Here is a 16471-nt window from a genome sequence, read left to right on the forward strand (position 1 = left end):
AGGTTGGGCAGGGGCTTGTCAGGAAGCGGGGCGGTTCAGCCGGACGCGCACGGCGCCGCCGGCGCAGGCGACCACGGCAAGGCCGCCGAGGACGGTGGCCCAGGTGAGGGCCTCGCCCAGCAGGAGCGCAGCCCAGCAGATGCTCATGACGGGCTGGAGGAGCTGGACCTGGCTGACCTGGGCGATGGGCCCGACGGCCAGCCCGCGGTACCAGGCGAAGAACCCGAGGAACATGCTCACCACGGCCAGGTAGCCGAAGGCTGCCCACTGGACGGGTGTGGCCTGCGGGGGCCGGTCCGCGACGGACACGGCGGCAAGGGCCAGCATCAGCGGGGCGGCAAGGACCAGGGCCCAGGCAATGGTCTGCCAGGAACCTACCTCCCGTGCCAGCAGGCCGCCCTCCGCATAGCCCACCGCGGCGCTCGCCACGGCGCCCAGCAGCAGGAGGTCGGCCCAGTGCAGGTGCCCGATCCCGCCGGACTGCAGGAACGCGAAGCCGAGCGCCGCCAGCGAGCCGAGGCCTGCGACCAGCCAGAACGCCAGGGGCGGGCGCTCGCCCGTCCGCAGCACGGCGGCCGTGGCCGTGGCGGCGGGCAGAAGCGCGATAACCACTGCACCGTGCCCGGCGGGTACTGCGGTCAGGGCGTAGGAGGTGAGGAGGGGAAAGCCGACGACGACGCCTCCGGCCACCAGCGCGAGCCTCGCCCAGGTGCGGGGCCCGGGTAGCCGTTGCCGCGTGAGTGCCAGGGCCGCGGCGGCCAGGCCTGCGGCGATGACCGCGCGGCCGGAGCCGATGAAGAGCGGATCCAGGCCCTCAACGGCTACGCGGGTGAAGGGAACGGTGAAGGAAAAGGCCGCCACGCCCAGGAGTCCCCACCAGAGCCCGGTCTGCGCCTTTGCACCGGGCGGTACCGGTGGGCGGACTTGGACAGTAGCGCTACTATTGTCTCTCATGAACAACGATAGCAGTTCGCGGATCGTCCTGGCACTCCGCGGCTGGATTTCCGCTGCTGCCCCCGGCGCCCGGCTGCCCTCCACCCGGCAGCTGGTGGCGGAGTACCAGGCCAGCCCCGTGACGGTGCAGAAGGCGCTGCAGGCATTGACGGCGCAGGGGCTGATCGAGAGCCGGCCGGGGGTGGGGACGTTCGTGCGTGCCGTCCGGACGGCCCGGCCCTCCGACTACGGCTGGCAGACGGCGGCGCTGCGCTCGCCGTCGTCGATCCTGCCCTCCTCCAGCACCATGCGCGACGTGCCGAACAGCGCCATCTCGTTCCACGCGGGATACCCGGACCGGGAGCTTTTGCCCGAGCGGCTGGTCCGGGGCGCGCTGACCCGGGCCGCGCGCGGCAGCGCCGCACTGTCCCGCCCGCCGGCGGCCGGGATGCCGGAGCTGCAGCAGTGGTTCGCGCATGAACTGGGTTCCGCTACTCCTGCCGGCTTCACTCCCCCGATGCCTAATGATGTGATCGTGCTGCCCGGAAGCCAGAGCGGGCTCAGTTCGATTTTCCGGGCGCTGGTGGGTGCCGGACAGCCGCTGTTGATGGAGTCACCCACATACTGGGGCGCGATCCTTGCCGCGGCGCAGACCGGTGTGCGGGTGGTCCCGGTGCCGAGCGGACCCGAGGGACCGGCTCCGGCAGAACTGGCCCGGGCATTCACGGAAACCGGGGCGCGGGTGTTCTACGCGCAGCCCAACTATGCCAACCCCACCGGTGCGCAGTGGGCGCCGGGGCGTGGGGAGGCGGTGCTGGAGGTGGCGCGGGCGCACGGAGCATTTGTTGTGGAGGACGACTGGGCGCACGACTTCGGCATCACCTCCGACCCCGTGCCGGTGGCCACCCGGGATGATGCGGGGCACGTGGTCTACATCCGCTCGCTGACGAAGAGCGTTTCCACGGCCATCCGCGTGGCGGCGGTGGTGGCCCGCGGGCCCGCACGCGAGCGCATCCTGGCCCACCGGGCGGCTGAGTCGATGTACGTGAGCGGGCTGCTGCAGGCCGCGGCGCTGGATGTGGTGACGCAGCCGGGCTGGCAGACGCATCTGCGCAGCCTGCGCCAGCAGCTGCAGTCGCGGCGGGACCTCCTTGTGACCAGCATCCGTGAACACGTTCCGCAGGCACACATCGAGCTCCTGCCCAAGGGCGGACTGAACTTGTGGTTACGGATGCCGGACGGGACGGACCTGCCCCGGCTGACACGCGACTGCGAGGACAACGGCGTGATCATCGCCGCCGGGACGGAGTGGTTTCCCGCGGAACCGGCCGGGGCGTTCGTCCGCCTGAATTTCGCGGGGCCCAACCCGGGCGCCTACCCGGAGGGCGCCCGGATCATCGGCGAGTCACTGGCCAGGCAGGGCTAGGGCTGTCCACCTGCAGCCCGCAGGAATCGATCAAGATTCCGCCTGAATCCGTTTCCGCGCGTGCGTGAAAGCTACGCTGGCCGTGCACTTGGCAGCCGGCACGAGTTTTGGGGGCAATTATGGATACGAGTCGGGACCGCTTCGAGCCGAACCAACGGAAGCCGGGCCCACCCGCTGCAGCTGCACTCCGGCGACGCGGGCGGCTGAAGGCAGTCCTGTCCGCCGCCTGCATTGCAGCCCTCCTGCTGAGCGGTTGCAGCGATTCCCAAGGCTTCATGAGTGCGGTTGTCGCTGATCAGCCGAATCGTTCAGCGCCCCAGCCGGACGAGTCGGCGCCGCTTACACCTGAACCTGCTGCCCCGGCACCTCCTGAAACCCCAGCTCCCGCCCCGGCAACGCCCTCCGAATCGCAACACGCTGCTCCGGCACCGGCCACATCCCCCGCTCCCCCGGCACCTTCGGGCTGCGACCCGAACTATTCCGGGTGCGTCCCCATTGCCTCGGACGTCGATTGCGCCGGTGGAAGTGGCAATGGACCGGCCTATGTGCGAGGTCCCGTGCAGGTCATCGGCGGCGACCCCTATGGGCTGGACCGTGACAATGACGGCGTCGGGTGCGAGTAGCCGCCACAGCGGCGACCAAGATGCGCGGCTTTTGAGCTGGCTCGGCTCGGACGCACCCGGACTTTCAGGGTCTGCGTCTGCGCTGGAGCCTAAAAGTTGCGCATTCCGGTCAGGCCGAAACCTCTAGTCGCCGGCGCGCACCAGTTCAGCGCTCTTCTCCCACAAGCCCCGGGCCAGCTCGGCCTCGTAGGCCTGCGGGTTGGCCTTGGCCAGGGCGCGTTTGGCGTAGTAGGCACCCGAGGTCCAGTCCGTGCCCGGCGTGCCGTTGATGAGCCAGAGCATGGTGTCCGCGCCCTGCTCCGGGCTCAGCATGAACCGGTTGAGCAGGGTCTTGTAGGCGTGCCGGAAGGGGCTGGTGGACTCCGCCGCGAAGTTGGTGCGCACCACGCCCGGGTGGAACGCCGCCGTCGTAATTCCTTTGTTGCTGAACCGGCGGTGCAGCTCGGAGGTGAAGAGGATGTTGGCGAGCTTGCCGGTGCCGTAGGCGCGGTTGGTGGAGTAGCGGCGCTCGGCGGTGAGGTCGGACAGGTCCAACCTGCCGAAGCCGTTCGCCGCGCTGGCGGTGTTGATGACCTTGGCATTGCTGGCCGTGAGGGTATCCATCAGCAGCGTGGTGAGCAGGAACGGGCCCAGGTGGTTGATCTGGAAGGTGGACTCGTTGCCGTCCACGGTGAGGCTGCGTTTACCCATAATGCCGCCGGCGTTGTTGGCGAGGACGTCGATGCGCGGGTAGTCGGACTTCAGCTGCGCGGCGAGGGTGCGGACCTGGTCCAGCTCCGCGAAGTCGGCGAGGAAGTAGTCCGCATCCAATTCCTTGGCGAGGGCGCGCGTCTTCTCGGCCGAGCGGCCCACAATGACCACCTGCTCCCCGGCCTTCACAAGGGAACGGGCGGATGCCGCGCCGATACCGTCGCTGGCGCCGGTGATCACGATGGTGCGAGGAGTCAAGGGGTTTCCTTTGTTCTGGGACGGCGCACCTGGCGGAGACGCACAAAAGTAGACAACGACGGCGGCCCGGCAGGTGTTCCCACTCGACGGACCGCCGCGGCTACCAAGCCGGGAAGGGTCAGCCCGCCAGCCCGGCCACCAGGAAGATCAGCGCGGCGATGGCGAAGCCCATCACACCGATCAGGGTTTCCATGACGGTCCAGGTCTTCAGCGTGGTCTTGACGTCCATGCCGAAGAAGCGGCCCACCAGCCAGAAGCCGGAGTCGTTGACGTGGGACACCACCACGGAACCCGCGGCCACGGCCAGGACCATGGCGGCCACCTGCATGCCGTTCAGCCCGGCCGCTGCCACGGCCGGGGCGATGAGGCCCGCGGTGGTGGTGAGGGCAACCGTTGCCGAACCCTGGGCAATGCGGAGGATGGAGGAGATCAGGAAGCCTGCCAGGATCAGCGGGATACCCAGGTTGCCCAGGACGTCGGCGAGTGCCTGGCCGATGCCGGAAGTGCGGAGCACGCCGCCGAACATACCGCCGGCGCCAGTGATCAGGATGACCGAGCATACCGGGCCGAGGGAGGACTCGAGCAGTTTCTCCAGTGCGCCGGCGTCCTTGCCGCGCTTGGCGCCGAGCACGAACATCGCCACCAGGACCGCGATCAGGAGGGCGACAGGGGTTTCACCGAGGGTGCGCAGGACCTGGTACCACTGCTCGTCCTTTACTCCTTCGGGCAGGACGCCGGCGGTAGCGAGGGTGTTCAGGCCCGTGTTCAGGAAGATCAGGACCAGCGGCAGGAGCAGCAGCCCCACGATGGTGCGGAAGCGCGGCGGGTGGGACTCGGCTTCTGCGGAGGCGTGGCCCAGGATTTCCGGCACGGGCAGGACCAGCTTCTTGCCGGCGTACAGGCCGTACAGGTAGGCCGTGACGTACCAGGTGGGAATGGCCACGAGAAGGCCGGCGATGGTCACCAAGCCGACATTGGCCTCGAAGAACGCGGAGGCGGAGACGGGGCCCGGGTGCGGCGGCAGGAAGATGTGCATCACGGAGAAGGCACCGGCCGCGGGGAGGCCGAAGCGGAGCACTCCCCCGCCCAAACGGTGGGCGACGGCGAAAACGACCGGCAGCATGACCACCAGGCCGGCGTCGAAGAAGATGGGGAAGCCGAAGATCAGTGAGGCGAGGCCGAGCGCGAACGGGGCGCGCTTTTCACCGAAGACGCCGATGAGGTAGTCGGCCAGCACCTTGGCGCCGCCGCTGGTTTCCACGATGCGGCCGAGCATGGCGCCCAGCCCCACCAGGAGTGCCACAGTGCCAAGCGTGGTGCCGAAGCCGTTGATCAGCACCGGGACCACCTGGTTGGCAGGGATGCCTGTGGCGAAGGCGGTGGCGAGGCTGATCAGGATCAGTGCGATCAGGGCGTGCACGCGCAGCTTGATGATCAGGAACAGCAGCGCGAGGATCGCGGCGGCGGCGATGAGCAGCAGGGGGCCTGCTCCCAGCGTCTGGGTCCATCCTTCGATGGTCATGGTTCTCCTTTGAAACAGAACTTTGTGTTGGGGCTTTACGGGTCGCAGGGCGCCTGTCCGGAGGGAAGCTTCAGTGCCTGCACGACGGCGGCAACCAGCTCTTCCGGTGAGCGGGAGATATCGAGTCGGAGGCTGCCGGCGTCGAGCTCTTCCTGGCTGAGCGCCTCGAGCGTGGCGAGCTGGCTGGGCAGCAGCGTGGGCGGCATGAAGTGGCCTTCCCGGCCCTCCATGCGCTGGCTGATCAGGTCCGCGGCGCCATCGAGATGGAGGAAGAGGACCCTGCCTTCGGCCTGGGACAGCAGCTGCCGGTAGCTCTTCTTCAGCGCCGAGCAGGTCAGGACGGTGCTGCAGCCGGCCTGCGCCTGCCCGCTCATCCAGTCGCGGATCTGGCGCAGCCAGGGCCAGCGGTCCTCGTCCTGCAGCGGGATGCCCTGGGTCATCTTGGCGATGTTGGCCGGCGGGTGGAATTCGTCCGCCTCGGCACAGGCCCAGCCCAGCCGGTTGGACAGGGCTGCCGCCAGGGTGGATTTGCCGGATCCGGCAACGCCCATCACCACGAGATGCGTGGGTGGATACTGCATGTTCATACCTCCGGAGAAGACGTCTTTGGCTTTCGAAGAAGCTCGCTGCGCGCCCGTGATGAAGTGGGCTACGCCATAAGGTATCACCTTTTATAGACACAGATACTATCTTTCCGTGTCACAAGTCATACCTTTCGAGCATTCTTCGCTATCCTGAGGATGCGCTTCGGCGCGGGAAGGCGGAACAGAATGTCGACGGCGACAGTACCGGACGCGGGTGACGTGAACGACGGCGGCGCGTCCCCCGCAATGCATGAGCGTGTCCTGGAGGCGGTTGGCATCGCCATTGCCTCAGCCAGGCTGGCCCCCGGCAGCCGGCTGACCCTTGAAGGGCTGCAGCAGGAACACGGCATTTCCCGCACGGTGGCGCGGGACACCATGAAGGTCCTGGAATCCATGAACCTGGTCTACTCGCGCCGCCGCGTGGGCATCGTGGTGCAGGAGCCGGACCTGTGGAACGTCTACGATCCCAAGCTCGTGCGGTGGCGCCTTGCCTCCGAGCGGCGCGCCGAACAGTACAGCAGCCTGACCGAGCTGCGCATCGCCGTCGAACCCATCGCTGCTGCCGGCGCCGCACGCCGGGCGAGTGCGGCGGAACGAGCCCAGCTCGTTGCCCTTGGAACTGAACTGCGCAGGCTGGGCGAGGCGGGCGACCTGCAGGCCTTCCTCGCCGCGGACATCGAATTCCACCGCCTGCTGTTGAGGAGCTGCGGCAACGAGATGTTCCGGGCGCTGGAGGACATGGTGGCAGAGGTACTGACCAGCCGCACCAAGCAGGGGCTCATGCCGTTCAAGCCGCGGAATGAGGCGCTGCAGGCGCATGAGGATGTGGCGGCGGCGGTGGCGCGCGGGGACACCGTTGTGGCAGAACGGGCCATGCACCACATCCTGGACGAAGTGCGCGAGGCGATGGGGCTGCACTAGGGAACCGCCAGAGGAGCAAGGGATCCGTCCGGCCCCTTTCCGGGGGTCCCGATCCTGAGTAGCCTGCTAGTAGGGCCCCAAGCAAGGTCGCCCTGCCGTGCAAGGAACAGCTGTGAGGTGGAAAATGGCCATCACCGGACAGTCACGTACAGGATCCGTAACGGCGCCTGCCGTCGTTCCCCGGAGCAAGGGCCGCGTGGTGGTCAACTGGATCACCACCACGGACCACAAGACCATCGGGTTCCTATACCTGATCACGTCGTTCTTGTTCTTCACCCTGGCCGGAGTAATGGCGCTGCTGATCCGGGCAGAGCTCTTCCAGCCCGGCATGCAGATCCTGCAGACCAAGGAACAGTACAACCAGCTGTTCACCATGCACGGAATCGTGATGCTCCTCATGTTCGCCACGCCCCTGTTTGCCGGGTTCGCGAACTTCGTCATGCCGCTGCAGATCGGTGCCCCGGACGTGGCTTTCCCGCGGCTCAACGCCCTGGCGTACTGGTTCTTCCTGTTCGGTTCCACCATCGCCGTGTCCGGCTTCATTACCCCGCAGGGCGCCGCATCCTTTGGCTGGTTCGCCTACACCCCGCTGTCGAACACCACGTTCAGTCCGGGGCTGGGCGGGGACCTGTGGGTCTTCGGGCTTACGCTCTCCGGCTTCGGCACCATTCTCGGCGCGGTCAACTTCATCACCACCATCATCTGCATGCGCGCCCCCGGCATGACCATGTGGCGGATGCCGATCTTCACCTGGAACACTTTGATTACTTCCGTGCTGGTGATCATGGCGTTCCCGCCGCTGGCGGCCGCCCTGTTCGCGCTCGGCGCGGACCGCCGCTTCGGTGCACACATCTACAACCCGGAGAACGGCGGCCCCATTCTGTGGCAGCACCTGTTCTGGTTCTTCGGCCACCCGGAGGTGTACATCATCGCCCTGCCGTTCTTCGGCATCGTGTCCGAGATCTTCCCGGTCTTCAGCCGCAAACCGATCTTCGGCTACAAGGGCCTGGTGTACGCCACGATTTCCATCGCCGCGCTTTCCATGACGGTGTGGGCGCACCATATGTACGTCACCGGTTCGGTCCTGCTGCCGTTCTTCGCGTTCATGACCATGCTGATTGCGGTGCCCACCGGGGTGAAGTTCTTCAACTGGATCGGCACCATGTGGCGCGGCTCGCTGACGTTCGAAACGCCCATGCTGTGGAGCATCGGCTTCCTCATCACCTTCCTGTTCGGCGGCCTGACCGGCATCATCCTGGCCTCCCCGCCGCTGGACTTCCACGTGTCCGATTCCTACTTCGTGGTGGCCCACTTCCACTACGTGGTGTTCGGCACCGTGGTGTTTGCGATGTTCGCCGGGTTCTACTTCTGGTGGCCCAAGTTCACGGGCAAGATGCTGAACGAGCGCCTGGGCAAGATCCACTTCTGGATGCTCTTCCTGGGCTTCCACGGCACTTTCCTCATCCAGCACTGGCTGGGCGTGGAAGGCATGCCCCGCCGCTATGCGGACTACCTGGTGGAGGACAACTTCACCTGGATGAACCAGTTCTCCACCATTTCGTCAATGCTGCTGGGTGCCTCGCTCATCCCGTTCCTCTGGAACGTCTTCATCACCGCGCGCAGCACTCGGAAGGTTGAAGTGGACGATCCCTGGGGCTTCGGTGCCTCGCTCGAGTGGGCAACCTCCTGCCCGCCGCCGCGGCACAACTTCACGTCGCTGCCGCGCATCCGCTCGGAACGCCCAGCACTGGACCTGCACCACCCTGAAATCCGCGTCCGCGAGCACGAGCCCACGCACAGCGCAGCAGCCGCCGCCCTGGGTGCGGCCGATATCGGCGAGAAGGACGTGCGTAGCCCAAGCCCTGATGAGTGAGGAACAGGCCAACCCGAACCGTGCCGAGGATCTTCCGCGGTCCCACCGGAGGTAAAGCAGGATGGGTTAAAAAGAAGCAGGGCTTGCCTGTGCGGCAAACCCTGCTTCAGGAAACCTAACGGTCCCGGAACTCTAAGTGATTAGAGAGCCTGGATGTTGGTGGCCTGGGGACCCTTGGGGCCCTGCTCGGTGTCGAAGGAAACCTTCTGGTTCTCTTCGAGGGAGCGGAAACCGTTGGAGTTGATCGCGGAGTAGTGCGCGAAAACGTCCTGCGAGGAGTCGTCCGGGGAGATGAAGCCGAAGCCCTTTTCAGCGTTAAACCATTTGACGGTGCCAGTAGCCATTATTTTTGTCCTTCGTGAAGGTGGAGGGAACGTCCCGACTTTCGGGCCCTCCGGTGTGGGGTGTTCAAAAACCGCTACTTCAGAAGAACACGGACTTTCGACCGCGCGTACTGCCTGAACTACCAACTGCATAAACACAACAACAGGCTCAACACTACAGGACTTTTCAGATTTGCCTAGCCGGGTAGGTCACAGGGCACCGGCAGGGCCCTCGACCAGCCCGGCGAATGGGCATAGTCTGCACTCACATCGAGCAGCACTCTTTGAACGGGGGAACCAGCCATGGAGATGCCCAAGGCAAGCGAGGAAGCCAAGGAACGCTTCCGGTCGGTGGTGCCGGACCAGCCCGGCGTCGTCGTGAAGCCGATGTTCGGCAACCTGGGCGCGTTCGTCAACGGCAACATGTTTGCCGGACTCTTCGGCCCCACCATCGGCGTCAAGCTCTCGGACGAGGACCGGGTGATACTGGAATCCTCTGAGCGAACGGTCCCGTTCGGCCCGGCCGACCGCCCCATGGCCGGCTACTCCGGTCTCCCCGAGGTGTGGAACGAGGAGGGCGACGGCGACGACGCCCGGGCCAAGGCCTGGGTCACCAAGGCCTACGAATTCGTGTCGACGCTCCCGGCGAAGGAACCCAAGGTCCGGGCGCCGAAGAGCGTCAAAAAGTAGCGGCAGCCGGCTGCTGAAGCCCCCCTTGTTTACCGTCGGTTGCGGCGTAGGGTTTTCCCATGCAACCGATTCGGGCCATCCTCCTACCCGGCGCCGTCCTGCCCGCAGACCTGGCCTACACGGCCCTGGTTGAGGCCCTCGGGCCCGGTGTCCAGGCGGTCGCCAAAGACCTCGAGCTCTACAAGGACGATCAACCTCCCGCGGACTGGACCCTGGACACGGAGGTCGACGGTGTCCTGCGCGAGGCTGATGCGCGCGGCTGGGACACGTTCCATTTGGCGGGCTACTCGGGTGGCGGCTCCGTGGCGCTGGCGTTGGCCGCCGTACACCCCGACAGGCTGCAGAGCCTGGCGCTGCTCGAGCCGGCCTGGGCGGGGAACTGGGACTGGAGCCCAGCCTACGCAGAGCACCGGAAGGGGTACAAGCAACTGGAAGCCCTCTCTCCCGGGGAGTTCCTGCCCGCCTTCATGCGGCTCGGGGTGAGGCCCGACGTCGTCCTTCCGCCGCCGGAGCCTGGTCCCCCGCCGCCGTGGATGGCCAAGCGGCCGGCAGGCATCAAGGCGTTCCTCAGGACCTTCGAAAACTACAACCTGGACAGGTCCCGGCTGGCCGCCTTCAGCCACCCGGTGTTCTTTGCCCTCGGCGGCCTGAGCCATCCGGACGACTACGGTGACGTTGCAACAAGGCTTGCCAGGGTCTTCTTCCCGGACTTCCACCTGGAAGTGTTCCCCCGGCGCCACCACTTCGACCCGCCACACCGCATCGAACCCCAGCGGCTCGCCGAAGGGCTCCGGCGGCATTGGGAGTTGGCCGAGGAAGAAGCCGGTGGACGGAACGTGGCTGAGGAATCGAGGACAGCCTAGAACCACTTCAGGGCGCCGGGTCAGCCGGCGCTGGGTCCCTGGATATTGTGCTGCCTGTCGTGACGGGCGAAGTAGGCGTATATCATCAGGGCGATCCCGGCGAGGATCATGACTGCCGGGACGGCGAAGTCCATCGGGATGAGCTGTGCCATGGACTGCAGCGCGAAAATCACTCCCAGCACTGCAAGCACGGCAGCCGGGATCAGTGGCCACTTCATGCGTTCTGTGCGGTCAGCAGTCCGGACCGGGACGAGGGACAGCGAACCGAACGTGGCCGCCAGTCCAAGGAACAGGACAGCCGCGACCGGCGTGCCCTGCAGCTGCTGCGGGAGCGTCACGATCAGTGCCAGTGTCAGCATCACGCCGCACGGGATCAGGGCCCACCAATTGGCCCGCTCCCGAAGGTAGACGGCTGCGAACCCCGCACCCATGAAGAGGAACAGGAAGGCTCCGGCCGCACTGTTCCCGGTGAACTGTGCGGCGGTGACTACTGCCGCCAAGGTCCAAAGCCCCCGTCTTCTTCAATCGGGTGCAGCTCACCACGCGACGCGCAAGCGTCAGTCGGGAGGTGCAGGGCTCGTGGCCGTGCCCAGGATGTGGGTCAGGGGCGGGCTCAGCTGCTGCACCACAAACCGGAAGCGCTCGTTGTCCTGGACCGTGAAGCCTGCTGCACTGATCGCCGCGAGCGTGTCCCGGTTGAGGTGGCACCCGCCCATGAAATGCCGCCATACCGGCGTGATCAGGTCTTCCGCTGCAGCAAGGAGCGGGCGGTCTGAACGGACATGTTCGTAGTAGGCCAGGGTTCCGCCGGGCCGCAGGACGCGGCGGATCTCCGCGAGGACGCCGGCCTGGACCTCAACACTGCACAGAACGAGGCTCGTAGCCACGGCGTCGGCGCTTCCGCTACGGGCCGGGATGTGCTCCGCAGCCGCGGAGACCACAGTCACCGGGACGCTGGCAGTGGCGGCCTGTTCCACGGCCAGGTTCCGCAGGTAGTCGTTAGGTTCCAGCGCCAGGACATGGGTGACAGTGGGCGGGTACAGCGCAAAGGAGGATCCGGTCCCGGCACCGATCTCAATGACTGAACCGCGCAGGTCGGCCAGCATGCGCCGGCGGTGCTCGGTTGCCCCGCGCCGGTCCATCTCCTCCACCCCCCGTGCGAAGGCACGGGCAAAGAGCGGGTGCTGAAAACGCTCCATCTCAGGTTCCACAACCACTCCCTTTCCGCCTGCACCCATTATTCGCCTTACGGCAGTGCCGGCAGGGCAGGCTCTTTGGGCCAATTAACGAGGGCGGTCCCAGCCTCCCCAAGAACGGGTAACCCCTTGCCGCAGGGCCAAATGGACTCCCCCGCCACTTTGTGAGATGCTTCACAGGTTTTGTGTGGTGCGCGCCACGACATCCACGGCGGCGCAGAGGCACCACCCGCATCAGCCACGCTCTTTATGGAGGGAACCCACACTTATGAGCGATGCCTTATCAGCCATCAATAACGTGATCTGGAGTGACTGGCTCGTCTATCTCTGCCTCGCCACCGGAGTCTACTTCTCCGTCCGGACACGCTTCCTTCAGGTCCGCCACGTCAAGGGCATGTTCCAGCAGCTGGTTCACGGCGAGAAGTCCGCCTCGGGCGTTTCCTCGTTCCAGGCCCTGGCCATGTCCCTGTCCGGCCGCGTCGGCACCGGCAACGTCGCCGGCGTCGCCACCGCCATCGCCTTCGGCGGACCGGGCGCCCTGTTCTGGATGTGGACGGTCGCCTTCCTGGGCGCATCCACATCCTTCGTTGAATCGACCCTCGGCCAGATGTACAAGACCCGCGACCCGCTGACCGGCGAGTACCGCGGCGGCCCGGCCTACTACTTCTCGCGTGCATTCGCCCACACCAAGGGCGCCGGCTTCTTCAAGGTCTACGGTTACGTCTTCGCGGCTGTGACCGTCCTTGCCTGCGGCGTTCTGATGCCGGGTGTCCAGACTAACTCCATGGCCACCGCGATCAGCGGCGCCTGGACCATCCCGTCCTGGGCCGTGGCCGTCGGCTCCGTCATCCTCCTGGCACTCGTCGTCATGGGCGGCGTAAAGCGCATCGCCAGCGTTGCTGCATTCGTGGTGCCGTTCATGGCCGCCGGCTACATCCTCCTCGCCCTGATCGTCGTCGTCATCAACGCCGCCCAGCTGCCGGAGATCCTCTCGCTGGTGTTCCGCAGCGCCTTCGGCATGGACTCGGCCCTCGGCGCCATCATCGGCCTGGCCGTGATGTGGGGCGTCAAGCGCGGTGTCTACTCGAACGAGGCCGGCCAGGGCACAGGCCCGCACGCCGCCGCTGCCGCCGAAGTCTCGCACCCGGCAAAGCAGGGCCTGGTCCAGGCCTTCGCCGTCTACATCGACACGCTGTTTGTGTGCTCGGCCACCGGCTTCCTGATCCTCTCCACCGGCGCCTACCGCATCTTCTCCGGCGGCAGCGAAGACGGCGAGATCCTCGCCGAGGGCGGACTGCTGACGGCGAGTGCCGTCGTCGGGCCGCAGTATGTCCAGGCCGGATTCGACTCCGTCTTCCCCGGTGTGGGTGCCGCGTTCATCGCCATCACGCTGGTCTTCTTCTGCCTGACCACCGTCATCGCCTACTACTACATGGCCGAGACCAACCTGCGCTTCCTCCTGGGTAACTCCTCGGCCAAGATGATTCCCGGCCTGCGGACCAGCCTGGGCCGCGCGACCACCATTTCGCTGCAGGTGGCCATCCTCGTCGCCGCTGCCTACGGCTGCGTGAACACGGCCGCCGACGCGTGGGTGATGGGCGATATCGGCGTCGGGCTTATGGCCTGGCTGAACATCGTGGGCATCCTGGTCCTGCAGAAGCCAGCCTTCAAGGCGCTGAAGGACTTCGAGCGGCAGCAGAAGCTGGGCCTGGACCCGGTCTTCGACCCGCGGCCCCTCGGCATCACCGGGGCGACCTTCTGGGAGTCCTACAAGCCGGCGGAGCGCGAGAAGGAATCGGCGCGCAGCTAGACCGCAGCTGGTAAGGGTAAGGCTGTGTGCCGCGCGAAGCGCGCGGCGCACGGCCTTACTGCTTTTAGCGTCGGCGGCTTGTCCAACAAACGCGTAGCACTTGTTAGGCTGGAATCCCCGAATCCACCTGAAAAGCGAGGCAGACGTGCACCAGGACGCCGCCCGGTTCCTGTCCCAGCCGGTGGCCGCCCAATCGGGCTCGCCGCTCCGTGTTGCCGTGTACTCGCGCATCGCCGAGGCCATCCGCAACGGCCTCCTCACGCCCGGCTCCATGATCCCCACCGAAACCGAGCTAGGCGCCGACATGAAGGTCAGCCGCACGGTTGTCCGCGAAGCCCTCATGCTGCTTGAAGAGGACGGCCTGATCAGGGCGCGGCGCGGCGTCGGGCGTTTCGTCTCGGACACCCTCCCCCGCATCGGCATCGAACGCATCCAGCCCTTTGAGGACGTCCTCGGCTCCCCCGGCCAGCGGGTGGAGGTCAAACGAACCCAGGTAGTGCGGCAGGCCGCGTCCGAATTCGTCGCCCCCGGCATCGGCGTCGAGCCCGGCACGGAATGCTGGCTCTGGGAGTCCGTCCTGATCCGCGACGGCGAAGCCATCGCGCACCTGCAGGAAAACGTAACCGCCCAGCCGATCAACTTCGGTAAGAGCCCCGTCGCGCCCCTGGAGATTAACGACGACGGCGCCGGCACCCTGCTTGCCAGGCTCAACAAACAGCTCGGCAGGTTAGCCGGGCCGGGCGAGTGCCAGATCAGCCTGAGCCAGGTAGGGCCGAGCCGGGCAAAGCTGCTGGACCTGCGCCCATCGGACCCGGTACTGGTCCTCACCCAGTACGTCCGACACAACAACCGGCCCTTCTACCTCGCCAAGTGCCTGGTCTCCGCCCGGGCCGGGCACCTTTCCGTGATGCAGCAGTTCCAGTCCTAAGGCTGCCGATGACCGGCAACAAAACCGATCGGCGCCAGCACGGTGCGCGTCAGCTGCTCTTGAGCGTTTTCCTGCTCGTAGGGCTCGCAACAGTGCTGGCATTCTTCGGCCCCGGCGTACTCAGTGCATTGCGCACCGAGGACGGCTCCCTGCTCTGGCGGCCGGAGTGCGTGGTCGAAACCCCGGAGGGGGAAGTGGGGCTGAGCCGGGACCAAGCGAAGCTGGCCACAACAGCGGTGGCACTCCAGGCCCGCGGAGTTGCAGCGCCGGACACCTCCGGCATCGGCGCGGCGGTGCTGGAGCAGCTGGCCGGCGGTCCTTCCGGCGGCGCCGGCCCTTCACTGGCCTGCCGGGGCTCGGCCGCCAGGGACCTGCCGGTAGAAGACATCGGTGCCACCGGCCTGACACCGCGCGCCGAGCAGTTGCGCGCAGCAATGACCGAGGTGTTCGGCAACCAAAGCCTGGGCGGATTCGCCCCGGGCGGCGTTGATCAGGGCCACGGGGCGGACTCCACGCACTACGACGGCCGGGCCATCGACATCTTCTTCCGCCCCGTGACTGAGGAGAACCGTCGCCAGGGGTGGATACTGGCTCACTGGCTCGTCGCCCACGCCGAGGACCTGTACATCCAGTACGTTATCTTCGACGACCGGTTTTGGAGCGCACACAGTTCCCGGGCGCAATGGCGGGACTACGACGCACCTGAACCCGGCAACGAGATCCTTCGCCACCTCGACCATGTGCATGTGGACGTGCTGGGCGGAAGTCCCGGCTAAGGGAGCTTGCCCTTCCCTCCACATCAATCGAGGTTTAGACCGGCTCAACCACCAGGGATCCGGCAGGCTCAACCACTGGAGTCTCGAAGAACCCAAGCAACGTCTCCACGAGGTGCGGCGCGAAGTCCTCCTCCAGCGACAGCACCACGCGGCACCTCGCTCCCGTCACTGGCGGGTAGCCGGCATACAGCCCGCGCATGTCGCAGACCGTCTGCCCGCGGGAGGGCCCGGAGGACGTGTCGACGGCGGCACGCACCACCGGTGCCACCGCCGCCTGCACCGCACCGACGGCGAGCGCCGCCGCCAGCGGATCGTGCATCGCCGAGCAGGGCCGGCCGTAGATGCCCTCGTAGAAGCGGAAGTAGTAGCCCAGCATCTCCCCCAGCGCCCGCGGCACTGGAGCGGAGGACGCCAGCAATTCCTGCCGGTGGTGCTCCTCCAGGACTGACGCCATGGTCACGTCCAGCGGCACCAGGGTGATATCCCAGTCGGCGGCGAGCACCAGGGAAGCGGCCTCGGGGTCGTTGTGGATATTGGCCTCGGCCACGGGCGTAATGTTGCCGGGGGCCAGCGCGGCCCCGCCCATCACCGTCACGGAGTGGACCAGCGAAGGCAGCGCGGGCTCCAGCCGCAGGGCCTCGGCAATGTTGGTCAGCGGCCCGATGGCAAGCACCCGCAGCGTTCCGGGATAGGTACGCGCCAGCCGCACCAGCATCTCCGCCGCGGATTCGGAAGCCAGCGGAGCCGGAGAGGCTGGCAGCGACACCTCTCCGATGCCGTTCTCCCCGTGCACCCAGGGCGCCCCTCCCCCGAAGGAACCGGCCTGTGGATCGTGCGCACCCAGGGCTACTGGAATGTCCGCGGCGCCGGCGAGCTGGAGCAGGTCGAGGGTGTTCCGGGCCCCGACGGCGGCACTGACGTTGCCGCTGACGGCACCGATTCCCACCAGATCGGCGTTCGGGGCGGCGAGCAGGTAGGCCAGGGCGAGGGCGTCGTCGATCCCGGTATCGCAGTCCAGGTAGAACGGGAAGGTGGCAGTCATGGGTCTTCTTTCA

Annotated in this window: 16 protein-coding genes and 1 pseudogene; 9 read left to right on the forward strand and 8 right to left on the reverse strand. The window is 66.8% G+C overall.

Annotated elements, in window-relative coordinates:
* Window positions 1-18 precede the first annotated feature (18 nt).
* Window positions 19-954: a DMT family transporter gene (locus tag AC5RU7_RS11860; RefSeq protein ID WP_494052386.1), complete on the reverse strand. Its 936-nt coding sequence runs from the start codon at window positions 952-954 to the stop codon at window positions 19-21.
* On the opposite strand from AC5RU7_RS11860, the gene AC5RU7_RS11865 reads away from it, so the two are divergent.
* The gene (locus AC5RU7_RS11865) at window positions 953-2359 is read left to right on the forward strand and encodes an aminotransferase-like domain-containing protein (RefSeq protein WP_494012189.1); all 1407 of its coding nucleotides are present in this window, start codon (window positions 953-955) and stop codon (window positions 2357-2359) included. The genes AC5RU7_RS11860 and AC5RU7_RS11865 overlap by 2 nt on opposite strands.
* Before the next feature lie 440 nt (window positions 2360-2799).
* A pseudogene (locus AC5RU7_RS11870) lies at window positions 2800-2982 on the forward strand (hypothetical protein); the annotation flags it as partial.
* A 123-nt stretch (window positions 2983-3105) separates the two neighbouring features.
* Here AC5RU7_RS11870 and AC5RU7_RS11875 read toward each other — a convergent pair.
* The 3 genes from AC5RU7_RS11875 to AC5RU7_RS11885 form a co-directional block, all read right to left on the reverse strand.
* On the reverse strand, window positions 3106-3930 hold the full coding sequence (locus tag AC5RU7_RS11875) for an SDR family NAD(P)-dependent oxidoreductase (protein ID WP_494052387.1): 825 nt from the start codon (window positions 3928-3930) through the stop codon (window positions 3106-3108).
* 118 nt (window positions 3931-4048) lie between these two features.
* Window positions 4049-5452, reverse strand: a complete 1404-nt coding sequence (locus AC5RU7_RS11880) for a GntP family permease (protein WP_494052388.1) — start codon at window positions 5450-5452, stop codon at window positions 4049-4051.
* Between the two features lie 35 nt (window positions 5453-5487).
* Window positions 5488-6033, reverse strand: coding sequence for a gluconokinase (locus AC5RU7_RS11885; protein WP_494052389.1), 546 nt, complete (start codon window positions 6031-6033; stop codon window positions 5488-5490).
* Between the two features lie 189 nt (window positions 6034-6222).
* Here AC5RU7_RS11885 and AC5RU7_RS11890 point away from each other — a divergent pair, with 189 nt between their 5' ends.
* Both AC5RU7_RS11890 and ctaD read left to right on the forward strand, forming a co-directional pair.
* Window positions 6223-6957, forward strand: a complete 735-nt coding sequence (locus AC5RU7_RS11890) for a FadR/GntR family transcriptional regulator (RefSeq protein WP_494052390.1) — start codon at window positions 6223-6225, stop codon at window positions 6955-6957.
* A gap of 124 nt (window positions 6958-7081) precedes the next feature.
* On the forward strand, window positions 7082-8830 hold the full coding sequence (ctaD, locus tag AC5RU7_RS11895; protein WP_494052513.1) for an aa3-type cytochrome oxidase subunit I: 1749 nt from the start codon (window positions 7082-7084) through the stop codon (window positions 8828-8830).
* Between the two features lie 140 nt (window positions 8831-8970).
* On the opposite strand, the gene AC5RU7_RS11900 is transcribed toward ctaD, so the two are convergent.
* Window positions 8971-9174 carry a cold-shock protein gene (locus AC5RU7_RS11900; protein WP_009372930.1) on the reverse strand — a complete coding sequence of 68 codons (204 nt, stop codon included), beginning with the start codon at window positions 9172-9174 and terminating at the stop codon, window positions 8971-8973.
* A gap of 282 nt (window positions 9175-9456) precedes the next feature.
* On the opposite strand from AC5RU7_RS11900, the gene AC5RU7_RS11905 reads away from it, so the two are divergent.
* On the forward strand, window positions 9457-9843 hold the full coding sequence (locus tag AC5RU7_RS11905; RefSeq protein WP_494052391.1) for a TfoX/Sxy family protein: 387 nt from the start codon (window positions 9457-9459) through the stop codon (window positions 9841-9843).
* A gap of 59 nt (window positions 9844-9902) precedes the next feature.
* Window positions 9903-10706 carry an alpha/beta fold hydrolase gene (locus AC5RU7_RS11910; RefSeq protein ID WP_494052392.1) on the forward strand — a complete coding sequence of 268 codons (804 nt, stop codon included), beginning with the start codon at window positions 9903-9905 and terminating at the stop codon, window positions 10704-10706.
* Window positions 10707-10726: 20 nt separating this feature from the next.
* On the opposite strand, the gene AC5RU7_RS11915 is transcribed toward AC5RU7_RS11910, so the two are convergent.
* Complete coding sequence (locus AC5RU7_RS11915) at window positions 10727-11206, reverse strand: hypothetical protein (RefSeq protein WP_494052393.1); 480 nt, start codon at window positions 11204-11206, stop codon at window positions 10727-10729.
* Window positions 11207-11263: 57 nt separating this feature from the next.
* Window positions 11264-11905, reverse strand: coding sequence for a class I SAM-dependent methyltransferase (locus AC5RU7_RS11920; protein WP_494052394.1), 642 nt, complete (start codon window positions 11903-11905; stop codon window positions 11264-11266).
* A 265-nt stretch (window positions 11906-12170) separates the two neighbouring features.
* Here AC5RU7_RS11920 and AC5RU7_RS11925 point away from each other — a divergent pair, with 265 nt between their 5' ends.
* The 3 genes from AC5RU7_RS11925 to AC5RU7_RS11935 all read left to right on the forward strand — a co-directional run bounded on the left by AC5RU7_RS11925 (window position 12171) and on the right by AC5RU7_RS11935 (window position 15416).
* Window positions 12171-13712: an alanine/glycine:cation symporter family protein gene (locus AC5RU7_RS11925; RefSeq protein WP_494052395.1), complete on the forward strand. Its 1542-nt coding sequence runs from the start codon at window positions 12171-12173 to the stop codon at window positions 13710-13712.
* 145 nt (window positions 13713-13857) lie between these two features.
* Window positions 13858-14640: a GntR family transcriptional regulator gene (locus AC5RU7_RS11930; RefSeq protein ID WP_494052396.1), complete on the forward strand. Its 783-nt coding sequence runs from the start codon at window positions 13858-13860 to the stop codon at window positions 14638-14640.
* 8 nt (window positions 14641-14648) lie between these two features.
* The gene (locus tag AC5RU7_RS11935; protein WP_494052397.1) at window positions 14649-15416 is read left to right on the forward strand and encodes a VldE C-terminal domain-containing protein; all 768 of its coding nucleotides are present in this window, start codon (window positions 14649-14651) and stop codon (window positions 15414-15416) included.
* Between the two features lie 34 nt (window positions 15417-15450).
* Here the strand turns inward: AC5RU7_RS11935 and AC5RU7_RS11940 are convergent, their stop codons facing one another.
* Window positions 15451-16458 (reverse strand): nucleoside hydrolase, encoded by a 1008-nt coding sequence (locus AC5RU7_RS11940; protein ID WP_494052398.1) that lies wholly within the window; start codon window positions 16456-16458, stop codon window positions 15451-15453.
* Between the last annotated feature and the right edge of the window lie 13 nt (window positions 16459-16471).

The sequence above is a fragment of the Arthrobacter sp. K410C genome, assembly GCF_059090105.1.

Bases quoted from the DNA above. Each gene is read 5' to 3' on its own strand.
- AC5RU7_RS11865 (WP_494012189.1), top strand. From the start codon at position 953: ATGAACAACGATAGCAGTTCGCGGATCGTCCTGGCACTCCGCGGCTGG.
- AC5RU7_RS11860 (WP_494052386.1), bottom strand. From the start codon at position 954: ATGAGAGACAATAGTAGCGCTACTGTCCAAGTCCGCCCACCGGTACCG.
- AC5RU7_RS11880 (WP_494052388.1), bottom strand. From the start codon at position 5,452: ATGACCATCGAAGGATGGACCCAGACGCTGGGAGCAGGCCCCCTGCTG.
- AC5RU7_RS11885 (WP_494052389.1), bottom strand. From the start codon at position 6,033: ATGCAGTATCCACCCACGCATCTCGTGGTGATGGGCGTTGCCGGATCC.
- AC5RU7_RS11890 (WP_494052390.1), top strand. From the start codon at position 6,223: ATGTCGACGGCGACAGTACCGGACGCGGGTGACGTGAACGACGGCGGC.
- ctaD (WP_494052513.1), top strand. From the start codon at position 7,082: ATGGCCATCACCGGACAGTCACGTACAGGATCCGTAACGGCGCCTGCC.
- AC5RU7_RS11900 (WP_009372930.1), bottom strand. From the start codon at position 9,174: ATGGCTACTGGCACCGTCAAATGGTTTAACGCTGAAAAGGGCTTCGGC.
- AC5RU7_RS11905 (WP_494052391.1), top strand. From the start codon at position 9,457: ATGGAGATGCCCAAGGCAAGCGAGGAAGCCAAGGAACGCTTCCGGTCG.
- AC5RU7_RS11910 (WP_494052392.1), top strand. From the start codon at position 9,903: ATGCAACCGATTCGGGCCATCCTCCTACCCGGCGCCGTCCTGCCCGCA.
- AC5RU7_RS11920 (WP_494052394.1), bottom strand. From the start codon at position 11,905: ATGGAGCGTTTTCAGCACCCGCTCTTTGCCCGTGCCTTCGCACGGGGG.
- AC5RU7_RS11925 (WP_494052395.1), top strand. From the start codon at position 12,171: ATGAGCGATGCCTTATCAGCCATCAATAACGTGATCTGGAGTGACTGG.
- AC5RU7_RS11935 (WP_494052397.1), top strand. From the start codon at position 14,649: ATGACCGGCAACAAAACCGATCGGCGCCAGCACGGTGCGCGTCAGCTG.
- AC5RU7_RS11940 (WP_494052398.1), bottom strand. From the start codon at position 16,458: ATGACTGCCACCTTCCCGTTCTACCTGGACTGCGATACCGGGATCGAC.